The 14,730-nt window shown below is 69.7% G+C and carries 13 protein-coding genes; 11 read left to right on the forward strand and 2 right to left on the reverse strand.

What is annotated here, in order from left to right; genetic code table 11:
• Positions 1-12 precede the first annotated feature (12 nt).
• Positions 13-906, reverse strand: coding sequence for a LysR family transcriptional regulator (locus AC3WLN_RS08720; protein WP_492480626.1), 894 nt, complete (start codon positions 904-906; stop codon positions 13-15).
• Between the two features lie 132 nt (positions 907-1,038).
• Here AC3WLN_RS08720 and AC3WLN_RS08725 point away from each other — a divergent pair, with 132 nt between their 5' ends.
• The 8 genes from AC3WLN_RS08725 to AC3WLN_RS08760 all read left to right on the forward strand — a co-directional run bounded on the left by AC3WLN_RS08725 (position 1,039) and on the right by AC3WLN_RS08760 (position 9,776).
• A complete protein-coding gene (locus AC3WLN_RS08725; RefSeq protein ID WP_492480627.1) occupies positions 1,039-1,434 on the forward strand; it encodes a (R)-mandelonitrile lyase in 396 nt (131 codons plus the stop codon).
• Positions 1,435-1,478: 44 nt separating this feature from the next.
• On the forward strand, positions 1,479-2,681 hold the full coding sequence (locus tag AC3WLN_RS08730) for an MFS transporter (protein ID WP_492480628.1): 1,203 nt from the start codon (positions 1,479-1,481) through the stop codon (positions 2,679-2,681).
• Between the two features lie 39 nt (positions 2,682-2,720).
• Positions 2,721-3,482, forward strand: a complete 762-nt coding sequence (locus tag AC3WLN_RS08735; protein ID WP_492480629.1) for an SDR family NAD(P)-dependent oxidoreductase — start codon at positions 2,721-2,723, stop codon at positions 3,480-3,482.
• A 133-nt stretch (positions 3,483-3,615) separates the two neighbouring features.
• A complete protein-coding gene (locus tag AC3WLN_RS08740; protein ID WP_492480630.1) occupies positions 3,616-3,978 on the forward strand; it encodes a cyclophilin-like fold protein in 363 nt (120 codons plus the stop codon).
• Positions 3,975-5,018 carry an SMP-30/gluconolactonase/LRE family protein gene (locus tag AC3WLN_RS08745; protein ID WP_492480631.1) on the forward strand — a complete coding sequence of 348 codons (1,044 nt, stop codon included), beginning with the start codon at positions 3,975-3,977 and terminating at the stop codon, positions 5,016-5,018. The genes AC3WLN_RS08740 and AC3WLN_RS08745 overlap by 4 nt, the downstream gene beginning before the upstream one ends.
• A gap of 35 nt (positions 5,019-5,053) precedes the next feature.
• Positions 5,054-7,471 carry a membrane-bound PQQ-dependent dehydrogenase, glucose/quinate/shikimate family gene (locus AC3WLN_RS08750; RefSeq protein WP_492480632.1) on the forward strand — a complete coding sequence of 806 codons (2,418 nt, stop codon included), beginning with the start codon at positions 5,054-5,056 and terminating at the stop codon, positions 7,469-7,471.
• Between the two features lie 58 nt (positions 7,472-7,529).
• Positions 7,530-8,297 carry an SDR family oxidoreductase gene (locus AC3WLN_RS08755; protein WP_492480633.1) on the forward strand — a complete coding sequence of 256 codons (768 nt, stop codon included), beginning with the start codon at positions 7,530-7,532 and terminating at the stop codon, positions 8,295-8,297.
• 294 nt (positions 8,298-8,591) lie between these two features.
• Complete coding sequence (locus AC3WLN_RS08760; RefSeq protein WP_492480634.1) at positions 8,592-9,776, forward strand: PQQ-dependent sugar dehydrogenase; 1,185 nt, start codon at positions 8,592-8,594, stop codon at positions 9,774-9,776.
• A 16-nt stretch (positions 9,777-9,792) separates the two neighbouring features.
• Here the strand turns inward: AC3WLN_RS08760 and AC3WLN_RS08765 are convergent, their stop codons facing one another.
• Positions 9,793-10,686, reverse strand: a complete 894-nt coding sequence (locus AC3WLN_RS08765) for a LysR family transcriptional regulator (RefSeq protein ID WP_492480635.1) — start codon at positions 10,684-10,686, stop codon at positions 9,793-9,795.
• A 269-nt stretch (positions 10,687-10,955) separates the two neighbouring features.
• Here AC3WLN_RS08765 and paoA point away from each other — a divergent pair, with 269 nt between their 5' ends.
• The 3 genes from paoA to paoC are packed head-to-tail and all read left to right on the forward strand — an operon-like array spanning position 10,956 to position 14,704.
• A complete protein-coding gene (paoA, locus tag AC3WLN_RS08770) occupies positions 10,956-11,549 on the forward strand; it encodes an aldehyde dehydrogenase iron-sulfur subunit PaoA (protein WP_238272321.1) in 594 nt (197 codons plus the stop codon).
• On the forward strand, positions 11,546-12,496 hold the full coding sequence (locus AC3WLN_RS08775; RefSeq protein WP_492480636.1) for an FAD binding domain-containing protein: 951 nt from the start codon (positions 11,546-11,548) through the stop codon (positions 12,494-12,496). The genes paoA and AC3WLN_RS08775 overlap by 4 nt, the downstream gene beginning before the upstream one ends.
• Before the next feature lie 3 nt (positions 12,497-12,499).
• Positions 12,500-14,704, forward strand: coding sequence for an aldehyde oxidoreductase molybdenum-binding subunit PaoC (gene paoC / locus AC3WLN_RS08780; RefSeq protein ID WP_492480637.1), 2,205 nt, complete (start codon positions 12,500-12,502; stop codon positions 14,702-14,704).
• The last annotated feature ends 26 nt before the right edge of the window (positions 14,705-14,730 follow it).

The raw sequence follows: 14,730 nt of genomic DNA on the forward strand, positions 1-14,730 counted from the left end.
GCTACGGCGACCTCATCCCCGGTAGCGCAGCGCCTCGACCAGCACGACGAACGCCGGCGAGGGCCGGCACAGGGTCTGATAGTACAGGTGATAGCCTGAGAATGGCGGGCACCAGTCATCCAGCACCCGAGTGAGCCGACCGTCGTCCAGGCCAGCCTGCACCTGGTCCTGCGGCAGGTAGGCAATCCCGAACCCGTCGAGCGCCGCCTCCAGGATCAGGGTGACCGTGTTGAAGACGAGTTGCCCCTCGACCCAGACGCGGACGTCCCGCCCGCCCTTCTCGAATTCCCAGGCATAGAGCCCCCCGAGCGTCGGCAGGCGCAGGTTGATGCAGGAATGGTCGGTGAGGTCCTCCGGCCGCTGGGGACCCGGACGACCCGCGAGGTAGGAGGGCGCCGCGACGGCGGCCATGCGCATGTCGGGCGCGATCCGCACCGCGGCCATGTCCTTGGCCACCGTCCCCCCCAGCCGGATGCCGGCGTCGATGCCCTCGGCGACGATGTCGGTCAGGCCGTAGTCGACGATGGTCTCCACCTTGATGTCCGGATTACCTGGCAGGACGCGTCGGAGGGCGGGCCAGAGAACGGTTCGTGCCGCGTGTTCGTCCGCGGTGATCCGAATGGTCCCAGCCGGCCTGCCGCGTATCTCGGCCAGGTCGACGAGGCCGGCCTCGATCTCGTCGAAGCGCGGTCCCACGGCCTTGAGGAGCCGCTCACCTGCCTCGGTGGCCGACACGCTCCGGGTCGTGCGCGCAAGAAGCCGTATCCCCAAGCGCGCCTCAAGGGCCCGGACCGTCTGGCTTAGCGCCGGCTGGGATACCCCGAGCTGCGTGGCCGCCTTCGTGAAGCTGCCCGCCCGCGCCACGGCGACGAAGGCACTCAGGTCGTTCAGACTCTCACGCAACATCCATAAGCCCTGCTCATGACCCCATGTTGATTTGAGCACCTAATCGGGTTCGCGCCCAAACGCTAGTTTCCGATCCAGCATCGCCGGGGGCCTACGCGCTCCCGGACCCATCGATCACGACGGAGCATGGCCATGGACATCAAACGCGCGGGCTCGCAGCCCTCCGGCAAGGGCCCGGACGAATGGTTCACCGGCACGGTCCGCGTCGACCCGCTCTTCGGCGCGACGGAACCGGCCCGCACCAGCGGCGCCCTCGTGACCTTCGAGCCGGGCGCCCGTACGGCCTGGCACACCCACCCGCTTGGCCAGACCCTGGTTGTCACGGCGGGGTGCGGTCGGGTCCAGCGCGAGGGCGGCCCCATTGAGAAGATCCGCCCCGGCGACGTGGTCTGGTTTCCGCCCGGCGAGAGGCACTGGCACGGCGCCGGGCCGACCACCGCCATGAGCCACATGGCCATCCAGGAGGCGCTGAACGGCAGCCCCGTCGACTGGATGGAGAAGGTCTCCGACCAGCAGTACGGCGCCTGAAGCCCGCCCTCGACCTCGAACACCCAGGAAGGGGCGGCCTGCCCATGATTTCGAACCAAGCCTGCGCGAACGATGCCGCCTTCGGTCGCGAGACGGCGGCCCGCGGATGGGGCGCGGTGTTCGCCATGACCCTCTGCGTCGCGACACTGATCGCCTCCGAGTTCATGCCCGTCAGCCTGCTGACGCCGCTCGCGGCCGACCTGCACATGACCGAAGGGCATGCCGGCCAGGCCATCGCCGTCTCCGGCCTGTTCGCGGTGCTGACGAGCCTTGTCATCTCGACGGCCACGCGCGGGATCGACCGCCGCACCGTTTTGCTCGTGCTCACCGTCCTGATGATCGCCTCGGGCCTGATGGTGGCCTTCGCGCCGAACACCGCCATCTTCATGGCCGGGCGCGCCCTCGTCGGCGTCGTCATCGGCGGCTTCTGGTCGATGTCGACCGCGACGGTCATGCGCCTCGTGCCGGAGTCCGAGCTGCCGCGCGCCCTCGGCCTGCTCAACGGCGGCAACGCCCTGGCGACCACGGTGGCGGCACCGCTAGGCAGCTTCCTAGGGGCGTATATCGGCTGGCGCGGCGCCTTCTTCTGCGTCGTCCCGCTGGGGGCGGTGACGCTGGCCTGGCTCTTCCTGAGCCTGCCGGCGATGCCGTCCGACCGGACGGTCAACGGCGGCACCGTCTTCCGGGTCCTGCGCAAGCGCCAGGTGCCTCTGGGTATGCTCTCGGTCTCGCTGTTCTTCCTCGGGCAGTTTGCCCTCTACACCTACCTGCGCCCGTTCCTGGAGACGGTGCCGCGCGTGGATGTGGCCACGCTGTCGCTCATCCTGTTCGGCACCGGCGTGGCGGGTCTCGTCGGAACCTACCTGATCGGGTTCCTGCTCAAGACACGCCTCTTCAGCCTGCTGATCGCCATGCCTCTCGTGATGGCGATCATCGCCGTCGCCCTGACGGTGGTCGGCGGGTCATCGGTTGCGTCGGCGACGCTGCTCGCCGGATGGGGCCTGGTCGCCACGGCGGCACCCGTGGCGTGGTGGACCTGGCTGAGCCGGGCGCTGCCGGACGAGGCCGAGGCCGGCGGCGGGTTGCTCGTCGCCGTGGTGCAACTCGCCATCGCCCTCGGGGCCACCCTTGGCGGCCTCGCCTACGACGAGAGCGGCTACCGCGCCACCTTCGCGGTCAGCGCCGCCGCGCTCTGCGCCTCGGCCCTGGTCGCGGCCCTCGCCTGGCGCCAGCGGCCGAACGCCTGAACCCCGAAATCCCGCCCAAACCGATACCGAGGAACCCCCATGCAGATCACCTTCGAGAACAAGGTCGCCCTCGTCACCGGCGCGGCCATGGGCGTGGGTCTGGCGACCGCCCGGATGTTCGCCGAGGCGGGCGCCGCCGTCGTGCTGTCCGACCAGAACGAAGAGGCTTTGCGGGCCGCCACGGATCGCCTGGAGGCGGAGGGCCATCAGGTGCTCGGCGTTCGCTGCGACGTCAGCAAGGCTGACGATGTGGCCGCGATGGTCCGGCGCACGGTCGACACCTACGGCCGCCTCGACGCCGCCTTCAACAACGCCGGCATCCAGATCCCGGCCAACGACGTCGTGGACGTCCCGGACGCGGACTACGAGCGGGTCATGGCGGTGAACCTGCGCGGCGTCTGGAACTGCATGCAGGCCGAACTGCGCCAGATGCAGGCCCAGGGCAGCGGCGCCATCGTCAACTGCTCGTCCATCGGAGGGCTCATCGGCAATCCCGGCCTCGCCGCCTATCACGGCACCAAGTACGGCGTGATCGGGATGACCCAGAGCGCGGCCCTGGAGAACGCTCCGCGCGGCATCCGGCTGAATGCCGTCTGCCCCGGAACCATCGATACCCCGATGGTCGCCAAGATGCTCAAGGAGCAGCCCGAGGCGATGGACGTCATCATGGGCAAGCAGCCCAACAAGCGTCTCGGCCGGCCCGAGGAGGTCGCCGCAGCCGTACTGTTCCTCTGCAGCGACGCGGCGAGCTTCGTCCTCGGCGTCGCCCTGCCGGTCGACGGTGGCTACACCGCCACCTGAGGGGTCGACCATGCGACGCAACGTGTCCGCACCGGCGCTCCTGGCAGCCATACTCGCCAGCGTGTCCGCGCTCCACGCCGCACCCGGCCCCGGGCCCCGCACTTCCGGCCCCAAAACCGAAAAGGCACCCGCCATGGAGACCGTGCAAATCCGATTGGCCTCCGCGAACGGCGAGAGCGTCACCGCGACCCTCGGTGGCGGCGCGTCCGCCCGCGCGTTTCGCGCTCTCCTGCCCCTTACGGTGGAGCTGACCGACTTCAACGCGACGGAGAAGATCGCGGACCTGCCGAAGCGTCTCGCGACCGAGGGCGAGCCGCCGGGTGTCGATCCGGAGCCCGGCGACCTGGCCTACTACGCCCCCTGGGGCAACCTCGCGATCTTCTACAAGGACTTCACCTATTCGCGCGGGCTCGTGCGCCTCGGCCGGTTGGACCGCATCCCCGATGCCTTCTGGAAGTCCGCCCCGGTCAAGGTGACCATCGAGGCCGTCCCATGACGCGGGGATTACGGAACAGGCACGCCCTTGCCCTGACGCTCGCCGTCGTGGGCTGCCTCGCGGGCACGGTCGGAGCGCCATCGGCCGACGAGGCGCCGGGCAAGCTGACCTACGATGCGCGGACACGCGGACCGGTGCCCATCCCGCCCGGCGAGCGGGACTTGCAGAGCGTGGTCGCCCAGCCCTGGTTCAAGGTTTCCGACGAAGGGATCCCCCTGGAGGGGCCGTCCTTCGACCGGGCCGGCGACCTGCTGCTCACCGATGCCGGCACCGGCCGCGTGCTGCGCCTGACGCCGGACAGGCGACTGACCACGGTCGTTCCGGCGAACGCCCTGAACCTGGGTGGTCTCGCGGTCCACAGGGACGGCCGCATCTTCGCCGCCGGCACCGGTGGCTTCAAGCGCGGCTCCATCGTCTCGGTCCGACCGGATGGCACGGACATGCGGACCGTCATCCCGTCGGAGGCGGGATACGTCGTCAACGACCTCGTCTTCGATGCCGAGGGCGGTTTCTACTTCACCGATTTCCGGGGCACCTCCACCGATCCGAAGGGGGGCGCCTACTACGTGGCGCCGGACCTCAAGACCGTCACCCCGATCCTGCCGAACCTCGCGCTGGCCAACGGCGTGGCGTTGAGCCCGGACGGCAAGACCCTGTGGGTCACCGAGTTCGGTCGCAACCTGCTGCACCGGGTCGACCTCGCGGACGCGACCACGCCGACGCCGCTCGGGACCACGGTGGCCTACCATTTCACCGGTCCGGCACCCGACTCCATGCGCGCGGATTCCGACGGGAACCTCTACGTCGCCCTGTACGGCCAGGGCCGCGTCCTGGCGTTCAACCGCAACGGCATCCCCATCGGGCAGGTGCTGCTGCCGGGCCGGGACGACGGCCACAACCTGCGCTCCACCAGCATGGCGCTGCGGCCCGGCACCGACGACCTCCTCATCGTCACGAACGACGGCACCGGCGGCCAGGGCTCCACCATCTTCCACGCCCGGGCCTTCGCGAAGGCGCTGCCGCTCTTCTCGCATCGATGACGCCCGCCACCGGTCCGACAACGGAAACCACCACCATGAAAACCAACGAACCGGTGCCCCTGTCCGGGGCCGCGGCAATCGGGGACGGCCCCGTGACGGTGTGGACGCGGCGTGCGGTCGCCGGTCTTCTCGTCCTTGTCGGGCTCATCCTCGGCGCCGGGGGCGCCGCCTTGGCCTGGTACGGCGGCTCGCCGTACTACCTGCTGACCGGGATCGCCGTCCTGGCGAGCGGCGTCCTGGTCTGGCGTCGCGACCCGAGGGGTGTCCCGCTCTTCGCTGCGATGTTGGTGTGGACAACCGCCTGGGCCGTCTGGGAGGTGGGCTTCAACCCCTGGCAGCTCCTGCCACGGCTGCTCGCGCCTTTCGTCCTCGGACTGGCGCTCCTGTTGCCACCCGTCCGGATCGCCGGCCCCCGCAGGCTCACCGGGGCATGGGGATGGCCGGCCTTCGCCGGGGCCCTGATCCTCGCCGTGGTCGCGGGCGGTGCTCTGCACCCGACGGCACCGGCCGAGCCCATCATGCGCCGCGGCGTCGCCGAGCGCGCGCCCGGTACCCTGCCGCAACCGCTGGCCCGCATCACGGGCGAGGACTGGCCGAGCTTCGGCAACGACCAGGGCGGCACGCGCTTCAGCCCTCTTACGGACCTCACCCCGCAGAACGTCGGGAAGCTGGAGGTCGCGTGGGAGGCCGAGACCGGTCCCGACACGCCCGGACCGGCGACCGCCCTGGAGGCGACGCCGATCATGGTCGGCGATGCCCTCTACCTGTGCGACGGCCACAACCGCGTCATGGCCCTCGACGCCGAGACCGGGCGCGAGCGCTGGCGCCACGACATGTCGAACGGCACCCCGCCCTCGGGCAAGCCGTGCCGCGGCGTCGCGCATTACCGCGTGCCAAACGCGACGGGCCTGTGCGCCACCCGCATCATCGCGGCGAGCCAGACCCCCGAGCTGATCGCCCTCGACGCCGCCACCGGCAAGCCCTGCACCGACTTCGGCAAGGACGGACGCGTCGATCTGCTCGAAGGGATCAGCACCTATCCCGCAGGTCAGTATTACGTGAGCTCGGCCCCGCAGATCATCCGCGGCAAGGCGGTAGTCGGCGGCGGCATCCCCGACGGCCAGTTCTGGGGCGGCCCGTCCGGCGTGATCCGCGCCTTCGACGCCCGCACCGGCGAACTGTCCTGGGCCTTCGATCCCGGCCATCCCGACCGGATCGGCGCGCCGCCGCCGGGCGAGACCTACACGCCGTCCTCACCCAACAGCTGGGCGCCGATCAGCGCCGACGAGGCGCTCGGCCTCGTCTACCTGCCGATGGGCAACGCCACGCCGGACAACTTCGGCGGCCTGCGACGGCCGTTCGACGAGGAGGTCTCCAGCGCCGTCATCGCCCTCGACGCCGAGACCGGCCGCCTGCGCTGGCGCTTCCAGGCGACCCATCACGACATCTGGGACTACGACACCCCCTCGCAGCCGACCCTGATCGACATGCCCACGGCGACCGGAATGCGGCCCGCCCTCATCCAGCCGACCAAGCGCGGCGAGATCTTTGTGCTCGACCGCGAGACCGGGCAGCCGATCAAGCCGGTGACCGAGGTGGCGGCGCCGCAGGGAGACCTCGGCCCGGGGGAGCGCCTGTCGCCGACCCAGCCCGCCTCCCTCGACCTGCCGGCCTTCCGGGGCGCGACCCTGCGGGAGTCCGACATGTGGGGCGCGACCCCCGTCGACCAGTTGCTCTGCCGCATCCTGTTCCGGCAATCGCGCTACGAGGGGCACCTGACCCCCATCACGTTGGGCAAGCCGGTCCTGATCGATCCGGGCTCGGTCGGCGGCGTCAACTGGGGCAGCGCCTCCATCGATGTCGACCGCGGCATCATGATCGCGAACTGGATGCGGTTCCCCGACCGGGTCGAGCTCGTGACCCGCGAGGTGGCGAACCAGCGCAAGCTGAAGCTGTCGGACGGGCAAAGCCCCGGTGGCGACGCCGACCGGCCGATGCTGAATACGCCCTACGGCGCCTATGGCGGGCTGTTCATGTCGCCGCTCGGCGTGCCCTGCACCGCGCCGCCCTGGGGGCTCATCGCCGCCGTCGACCTGTCGAGCGGGCGCCTGCTCTGGTCCAAGCCGCTCGGGACCGCCCGTGACACCGGGCCGTTCAACATCCCGTCGATGCTGCCCCTGACGGTGGGCACGCCGGTGTCGGGCGGCGCCGTTACCACGCGCGGGGGCCTCGTCTTCGTCGGCGCCAGCATGGACCGCACCTTCTGGGCGCTCGACGCCACCACGGGACGCGAGCTCTGGCAGGCCCGGCTTCCGGGCGGCGGCAACGCCACGCCGATGACCTACCGCAGCCCGGTCAGCGGGCGCCAGTTCGTGGTGGTCGCGGCAGGCGGGAAGCCCCCGCTCACCATCAGCCTCGGCACCAAGCTCGTCGCCTACGCGCTGCCGCGCTGAACCCGTTCGTGAGGCCTTCCGAGGCCGCGCGGTGATCCCACAGATTCCGGAGATACCGATGACCCAGACCCATGACTTCAACGGCAAGGTCGCCTTCGTGACGGGTGCGACGAGCGGCATCGGGCGCGCCACCGCCCTGGCGTTCGCCAAGGCCGGCGCGGCCGTCACGGTCGCCGACGTGTCCGCGGAGGGCAACCTGCAGACCGCCCGCCTGATCGAGGAGGCCGGTGGCCGCGTGCTCGCGGTGCGTTGCGACGTGAGCAAGTCCGAGGACGTGAAGGCCGCGCTCGACCGGACAATCCAGACCTTCGGGAAGCTCGACTTCGCCTTCAACAACGCCGGCATCGAGCAGCCGGTGGCCCCGGTGTCCGAGATCGAGGACGAGGACTTCGACCGCCTCGTCGCGATCAACCTGCGGGGGATGTTTCTCTGCCTGAAGCATCAGGTCCCGCTGCTGCTGAGGAACGGTGGCGGCGCCATCGTAAACACCTCCTCGGGCGCGGGCGTGAAGGGTATCGCTGGCCAGGCCGCCTACGCCGCGACCAAGCACGCCGTGATCGGCATGACCAAGAGCGCCGCCCTGGACTACGCGAAGGACGGCGTCCGCATCAACGCGGTCTGTCCCGGCATCATCGACACTCCGATGATGCAGCGGTTCACCGGCGGGACCCCGGAGGGCCTGGCACGGGTGATCGCGCAGGAGCCGGTCGGACGAATGGGCAAGTCTGAGGAGATCGCGGCGGCGGTGCTCTACCTGTGCTCGGACATGGCGGCCTTCGTGATCGGCCACGCCATGGTGGTCGACGGCGGCCAGACCGTCGCCTGACGCGGTCGACCCCGATGGGGAGCCCACGGACCCTGCACCGTGGGTCCCCGGCCGGTCCGAAATCACGTCTCCGGCACCCTACGATCCTTTGATGCCTCCTCCTTTCCCGCACCAAGACGGAAGCCGCAGCGTGCGGTCGACCGATCCGTCCATTCGACCTCGGAGCCCTCGTTGATAAAGACCCGTACGTGCATTCTCATCGCCACGTCCCTGCTGTGCGCCGCACCGGCCACGGCCCAGCAGTCCAATAGCGTCGGCCTCCCGAACAGGGGTGGACGCGCGCCTGACGGGCCGGTGACCCCGGGGCAACCGCTTCGCACCAACGCTGCAACGGCTCCCGACCAGAAACCGGCCTTCGACGGACAGGTCCGGGCCCCGGCGGTCGTCACCCGGACGCCGATCTCGGTCGAGGTCAAAACCGAGAACCTCGACCATCCCTGGGGCCTCGCCTTCCTTGGGGACGACAAGCTCCTCGTATCCGAGAAGCCGGGGGCGATGCGCATCGTCGACATGGCGACCGGAAAGCCCGTGGCGGGGGTGAGCGGCGTGCCGACGGTGGTCTATGGGGGTGACGCGGGCCTGCTCGACGTCGTCGCCGACCCGGCCTTCGCCCGGAACCGCACGATCTACTTCACCTACGTCGAACCCCGCGGCGAGCATGACAGCGGCGTCGTGGTCGCGAAGGCCCGCCTCCAGGCACCGAAGGGCGGCAACCAGGCCCCGATGTACCGGCTGGAGGACGTGACGGTCCTGTTGCGGGTCGACCCCGCCGTGGCCCAGCACGCCCATTACGGCTCACGGCTCGTCTTCGACCGAGCGGGCTTCCTGTTCGTATCCCTGGGCGAACGGTTCTTCCTCCCCACCCGGGCGGAGGCGCAGTCGACCTATTCATGGCTCGGCAAGGTGCTGCGCATCGACACCGAGGGCAAGCCGGCGCCCGGGAATCCGTTCGACCGCGATCAGGATGCGGAGAACCACACCCGGGCCGAGATCTGGAGCTACGGCCATCGCAACCCGCAGGGCTTGGCGATCAACCCGGTGGACGGCGAACTATGGGACGCGGAGCACGGACCGGACGGCGGCGACGAGGTGAACCACGTCGGTCGCGGCGCGAATTTCGGTTGGCCGCTGGTCGCCTACGGCACGAATTACGACCGCACCCCGATCAACGGCGGGCGCACCCAGATGCCCGATACGGTCCAGCCGCGTTACGTCTGGGAGGCGGCGGTCGGTCCGGGCGGGATGACCTTCTACGCGGGCGACCTGATCCCGGAATGGAGGAACAACCTGTTCGTGGCGGCGATGACCGGCCAGCACCTGGCCCGGCTCGTCGTCGAGGGCGACAAGATCGTCGGCGAGGAGCGCCTGCTCCAGGATCAGCATCAGCGCATCCGTCATGTCGCCCAGGGGCCGGACGGCGCGCTGTGGGTGATCACGGACGCAGCGGACGGCCGGCTGCTCCGCCTCTCCCCGCGTTGAGGCGGAGGGCTCGCCCTCATCCGCGATGGCGGAGCGCCTCAAGCAGGACGGTGAAGGCCGGGGCGGGCTGGCGCCGGCTCGGATAGTACAGGTGGTAGCCCGGGAAGGGCTCGCACCAATCCTTCAGCACCCGCACCAACCTGCCCTCGGCCACGTCTTGCGCCACGTGATCCTCCGGCAGGTAGGCCAAGCCGAGTCCGGCGAGCGCCGCCTCCCGGATCAGGGGTAGGCTGGTGAACACGAGTTGGCCCTCGACGCGGACATTCAGGGCCTGTCCCTTCCGTTCGAACTCCCATGGGTAGAACCCGCCGCGGGTCGGCCGGCGCAGGTTGATGCACCGGTGGGCGGTGAGGTCCTCGGGGTGCTTGGGTTTCGCGCGCTTTCGGAGGTAGGTCGGCGCCCCGACCACGGCCATGCGCATATCGGGTCCTATGCGCACAGCGACCATGTCCTTCTCGACGTGCTCGCCGATACGCACGCCGGCGTCGAAGCGTTCGGCAACGATGTTCGTCAGGGCCTGCTCGGTCACGATCTCGACGTTGATGTCGGGGTAGTCCGGCAGCAGGCGCGCCAGGATCGGCCACAGGACGGTCGCCGCCGCGTCCTCGGACGCCGTGATGCGGACGGTGCCGGCGGGCTTGTCGCGGAGCTCTGTGAGCGCGGCAAGCTCGACATCGATCTGTTCGAACTGGGGTCCCACGATCCGTAGCAGGCGCTCCCCCGCCTCGGTCGGCACGGCGCCGCGGGTGGACCGGGTCAGCAGGGGCACGCCGAGCCGGGCCTCAAGGCCCTTCAGGGCGTGGCTGAGGGCCGATTGCGTGACGCCCAGGCGCGTCGCGGCCCGGGTGAAGCTGCCCTCCTGCGACACCGTCGCGAAAGACAGGAGGTCGGTCAGGTCCGTGCGCGCCATTGACCGGTTCCTCGCTGCATTCCGAAGGGTGGACGAGATCGTCCGGGTCCGTTCGCGGGCGATCCATAAGCCTCGCTCATGACCCTATGTGGCTGGGAGGCACTAATCAACGAGACGTGACGCCGTACCTTGGAGCCTATCCAAGGTGTGTGTGTTTCCACGGGCATCCCGCCCTCGACGGGCGGCCGTCGCGCCATCGCCCCCCTGCAGCAGGCTCGGAGACCAAGATGGGACGACCTGGAGATTACGATTTGAACCGGAGAGATTTGATGGTGGCTGCATCAGCCACGGCGGCCCTGGCCGCCGTCCCCTCGGCAGCTGGCGCCGCGCCCGCGGGAACCGACAAGCCGGTGCTGGCCAAGGTCGGCTTCACGGTGAACGGCGAGCGCCGCGAGCTCGAACTCGATACCCGGACCAGCCTGCTCGACGCGGTGCGCGAGCACCTGCACCTGACCGGCGCCAAGAAGGGCTGCGACCACGGTCAGTGCGGCGCCTGCACCATGATCGTCGACGGTCGACGCATCAATTCCTGCCTGACCCTCGCGGTCATGCACCAGGACGCCAGCGTCATGACCATCGAGGGGCTCGGCAAGCCGGGCGACCTCCACCCAATGCAGGCGGCCTTTGTGAAGCACGACGGCTACCAGTGCGGCTTCTGCACCCCGGGCCAGATCTGCTCCAGCGTGGCGGTCATCGCCGAGATCAAGTCCGGCATCCCGAGCCACGTCAGCGCCGACCTGAACGGGACCTACGAGGTTACCGACGCCGAGATCCGCGAGCGCATGAGCGGCAACATCTGCCGCTGTGGCGCCTACTCCAACATCGTCGAGGCGATCACCGAGGTCGCGGGGAAACAGGCATGAAGTCCTTCACCTACGAGCGCCCGGGCACGCCCGCCGAGGCCGCAGCCGCCGTCGCCCGAACCCCGAACGCCAAGTTCATCGCCGGGGGCACCAACCTGCTCGACCTGATGAAGCTGCAGATCGAGACCCCGACCCACCTCGTTGATGTCAACGGCCTCGGCCTGGACAAGGTCGAGCCGACGCCGGAGGGCGGGCTTCGGATCGGGGCGCTAGTGCGGAACACGGATCTGGCCGCTGATGCCAGAGTCCGGAAGGATTACGGCGTTCTCTCGCGGGCGCTGCTCGCGGGCGCTTCGGGACAGCTCCGCAACAAGGCGACCACTGCCGGCAACCTGCTGCAGCGGACCAGGTGCCCGTACTTCTATGACACCGCCCAGGCCTGCAACAAACGCCAGCCGGGGTCCGGTTGCTCGGCCATCGACGGGGTCAGCCGGCAGCTCGCCGTGATCGGTGCGAGCGAAGCCTGCATCGCGACCTATCCGGGCGACATGGCGGTGGCCATGCGCGTGCTCGACGCCACCGTCGAGACCGTCGACGCCAAGGGGGCATCGCGAAAAATCCCCGTCGCCGACTTCCATCGCCTGCCCGCCGACAAGCCGGAGCTCGACACGACGCTCAAGGCCGGCGAGCTCATCACCGCGGTGACGCTGCCGAAGCCGGTCGCCGGAACGCACATCTACCGCAAGGTCCGCGACCGGGCCTCCTACGCCTACGCCCTCGTCTCGGTCGCCGCCATCATCGGCAAGGACGGGACCGGGCACGTGGCGTTCGGCGGGGTAGCGCCACGTCCCTGGCGCGTCGAGGCGGCCGAGGCCGACCTGCCGCGGGGTGCCAAGGCGGTGACCGACAAGGTCTTCGCGGGGGCCAAGCCAACCGAGGACAACGCCTACAAGCTGAAGCTCGCCGAGCGCACGCTCGGTGCCGTCCTGACCGAGGCGAGGGCCTGATCCATGAAGTTCGACACCCCCGCAGGCACCAACCCCATCGACCAGCTCAAAGTCGTGGGGAAAGCCACCGACCGGATCGACGGACCGTTCAAGACCACCGGTACCGCCCCCTATGCCAACGACTGGCATGACCCGCAGGCCAAGCTCGCCTACGGCGTCGTCGTCGGCGCCGGCATCGCCAAGGGCCGGATCGCCTCGATGGATCTCGGCGCTGCCAAGGCCGCCCCGGGCGTCGTCGCCATCGTGACCGCCGAGAACGCGGGCAAGCTCGGCAAGGGCAAGCTCAACACCGCAAAACTCCTCGGTGGCCCCGAGATCGAGCACTACCACCAGGCGGTCGCCGTGGTGGTCGCCGAGACCTTCGAGCAGGCACGCGCCGCCGCGGCGCTGGTCAAGGTCAAGTACACGGCCTCGAAGGGCGCCTTCGACCTTGCCGCGGTGAAGGACGGGGCGAAGGACCCGGGCGACGTCCAGGGAAGTCCGTCCTCCTCCTCCGTCGGCGACTTCACCGGCGCGTTTGCCTCGGCGCCGGTCAAGCTCGACGAGAGCTACGAGACGCCGGACCACGCCCACGCGATGATGGAGCCCCATGCCTCCGTCGCGTCCTGGGACGGGGACAAGGTCACCGTCTGGACCTCGAACCAGATGATCGCCTGGGGCACGCGTGACCTCGCGCTGACCCTGGACGTCCCGCAGGAGAAGGTCCGGCTGGTGTCGCCGTTCATCGGCGGCGGCTTCGGCGGCAAGCTCTTCCTGCGGTCCGAGGCGCTCCTCGCGGCGTTGGGCGCCCGTGCGGCCGGTCGGGCGGTGAAGGTCGCACTGACGCGTCCGCAGATGTTCAACAACACCACGCACCGGCCCGCCACGCTCCAGCGCATCCGCATCGGCGCGACCCCGGACGGTAAGATCACCGCCATCGGCCACGAGAGCTGGTCGGGCGACCTGCCCGAGGGCGGTCCCGAGGCGGCGGTCTTGCAGACCCGTCTGCTCTATGCCGCCCCGAACCGGATGACTGCCCTGCGCCTCGCCGTGCTCGACCTGCCCGAAGGCAACGCCATGCGGGCCCCGGGCGAGGCCCCCGGGCTGATGGCGCTTGAGGTCGCCATGGACGAGATGGCGGAGAAGCTCGGTATAGACCCTGTGCGGTTCCGCGAGATCAACGACACACAGGTCGATCCGGAGAAGCCGGAGCGTGCCTTCTCCCAGCGCAGCCTCGTCGCATGCCTGCGCCAGGGCGCCGAGCGCTTCGGCTGGGACAAACGGGGCAAGCCCGGCCAGGTCCGCGACGGCCGCTGGCTTGTCGGGATGGGGATGGCCTCGGCCTTCCGCAACAACATGGTCCTGAAGTCGGCCGCCCGCGTCCGCCTCGACGGCAAGGGCATGGTGATCGTCGAGACCGACATGACCGACATCGGCAACGGCAGCTACACCATCATCGGCCAGACGGCGGCTGAGATGATGGGGGTCACCCTCGACAAGGTCATCGTGCGCCTCGGGGACTCCGATTTCCCGGTCTCCTCGGGCTCGGGCGGACAGTTCGGCGCCAACTCCTCGACGTCGGGTGTCTACGCCGCCTGTATGAAGTTACGTGAGGCCGTGGCCGGCAAGCTCGGCTTCAACTCGGCCGACGCCGTGTTCGAGGACGGGCAGGTCCGCTCGGGCAATCGCACCGTTCCGCTCGCTCAGGCAGCTACCGGCGGAGACATCGTGGCCGAGGACGCCATCGAGTTTGGCGACCTCGACAAGACCCATCAGCAATCGACCTTCGGCGGCCACTTCGTCGAGGTCGGCGTCGACGTGGCCACGGCCGAGATCCGGGTCCGCCGCATGCTGGCGGTCTGTGCCAGCGGACGCATCCTCAACCCGAAGTCGGCCCGCAGCCAAGTCATCGGCGGGATGACCATGGGCGTGGGCGCGGCCCTAATGGAGGAGCTCGCGGTCGACACCAAGCGCGGGTACTTCGTCAACCACGACCTCGCCGGCTACGAGGTCCCGGTCCACGCCGACATCCCGCACCAGGAGGTGATCTTCCTCGACGAGGTCGATCCGATGTCCTCGCCGATGAAGGCAAAGGGCGTCGGCGAACTCGGAATCTGCGGGGTCGGCGCTGCGGTGGCGAACGCCGTCTACAACGCCACCGGCGTGCGGGTCCGCGACTACCCGATCACCCTCGACAAGCTCCTGAACCGCATGCCGGACGCGGCTTGAGCACGTCTGACAATAGGAGCGTCGCC

Source organism: Methylobacterium sp. FW306-05-D (genome assembly GCF_058782155.1).

Bases quoted from the DNA above. Each gene is read 5' to 3' on its own strand.
- AC3WLN_RS08755 (WP_492480633.1), top strand. From the start codon at position 7,530: ATGACCCAGACCCATGACTTCAACGGCAAGGTCGCCTTCGTGACGGGT.
- paoC (WP_492480637.1), top strand. From the start codon at position 12,500: ATGAAGTTCGACACCCCCGCAGGCACCAACCCCATCGACCAGCTCAAA.
- AC3WLN_RS08725 (WP_492480627.1), top strand. From the start codon at position 1,039: ATGGACATCAAACGCGCGGGCTCGCAGCCCTCCGGCAAGGGCCCGGAC.
- AC3WLN_RS08765 (WP_492480635.1), bottom strand. From the start codon at position 10,686: ATGGCGCGCACGGACCTGACCGACCTCCTGTCTTTCGCGACGGTGTCG.
- AC3WLN_RS08730 (WP_492480628.1), top strand. From the start codon at position 1,479: ATGATTTCGAACCAAGCCTGCGCGAACGATGCCGCCTTCGGTCGCGAG.
- AC3WLN_RS08745 (WP_492480631.1), top strand. From the start codon at position 3,975: ATGACGCGGGGATTACGGAACAGGCACGCCCTTGCCCTGACGCTCGCC.
- AC3WLN_RS08740 (WP_492480630.1), top strand. From the start codon at position 3,616: ATGGAGACCGTGCAAATCCGATTGGCCTCCGCGAACGGCGAGAGCGTC.
- AC3WLN_RS08775 (WP_492480636.1), top strand. From the start codon at position 11,546: ATGAAGTCCTTCACCTACGAGCGCCCGGGCACGCCCGCCGAGGCCGCA.
- paoA (WP_238272321.1), top strand. From the start codon at position 10,956: ATGGTGGCTGCATCAGCCACGGCGGCCCTGGCCGCCGTCCCCTCGGCA.
- AC3WLN_RS08735 (WP_492480629.1), top strand. From the start codon at position 2,721: ATGCAGATCACCTTCGAGAACAAGGTCGCCCTCGTCACCGGCGCGGCC.
- AC3WLN_RS08720 (WP_492480626.1), bottom strand. From the start codon at position 906: ATGTTGCGTGAGAGTCTGAACGACCTGAGTGCCTTCGTCGCCGTGGCG.
- AC3WLN_RS08750 (WP_492480632.1), top strand. From the start codon at position 5,054: ATGAAAACCAACGAACCGGTGCCCCTGTCCGGGGCCGCGGCAATCGGG.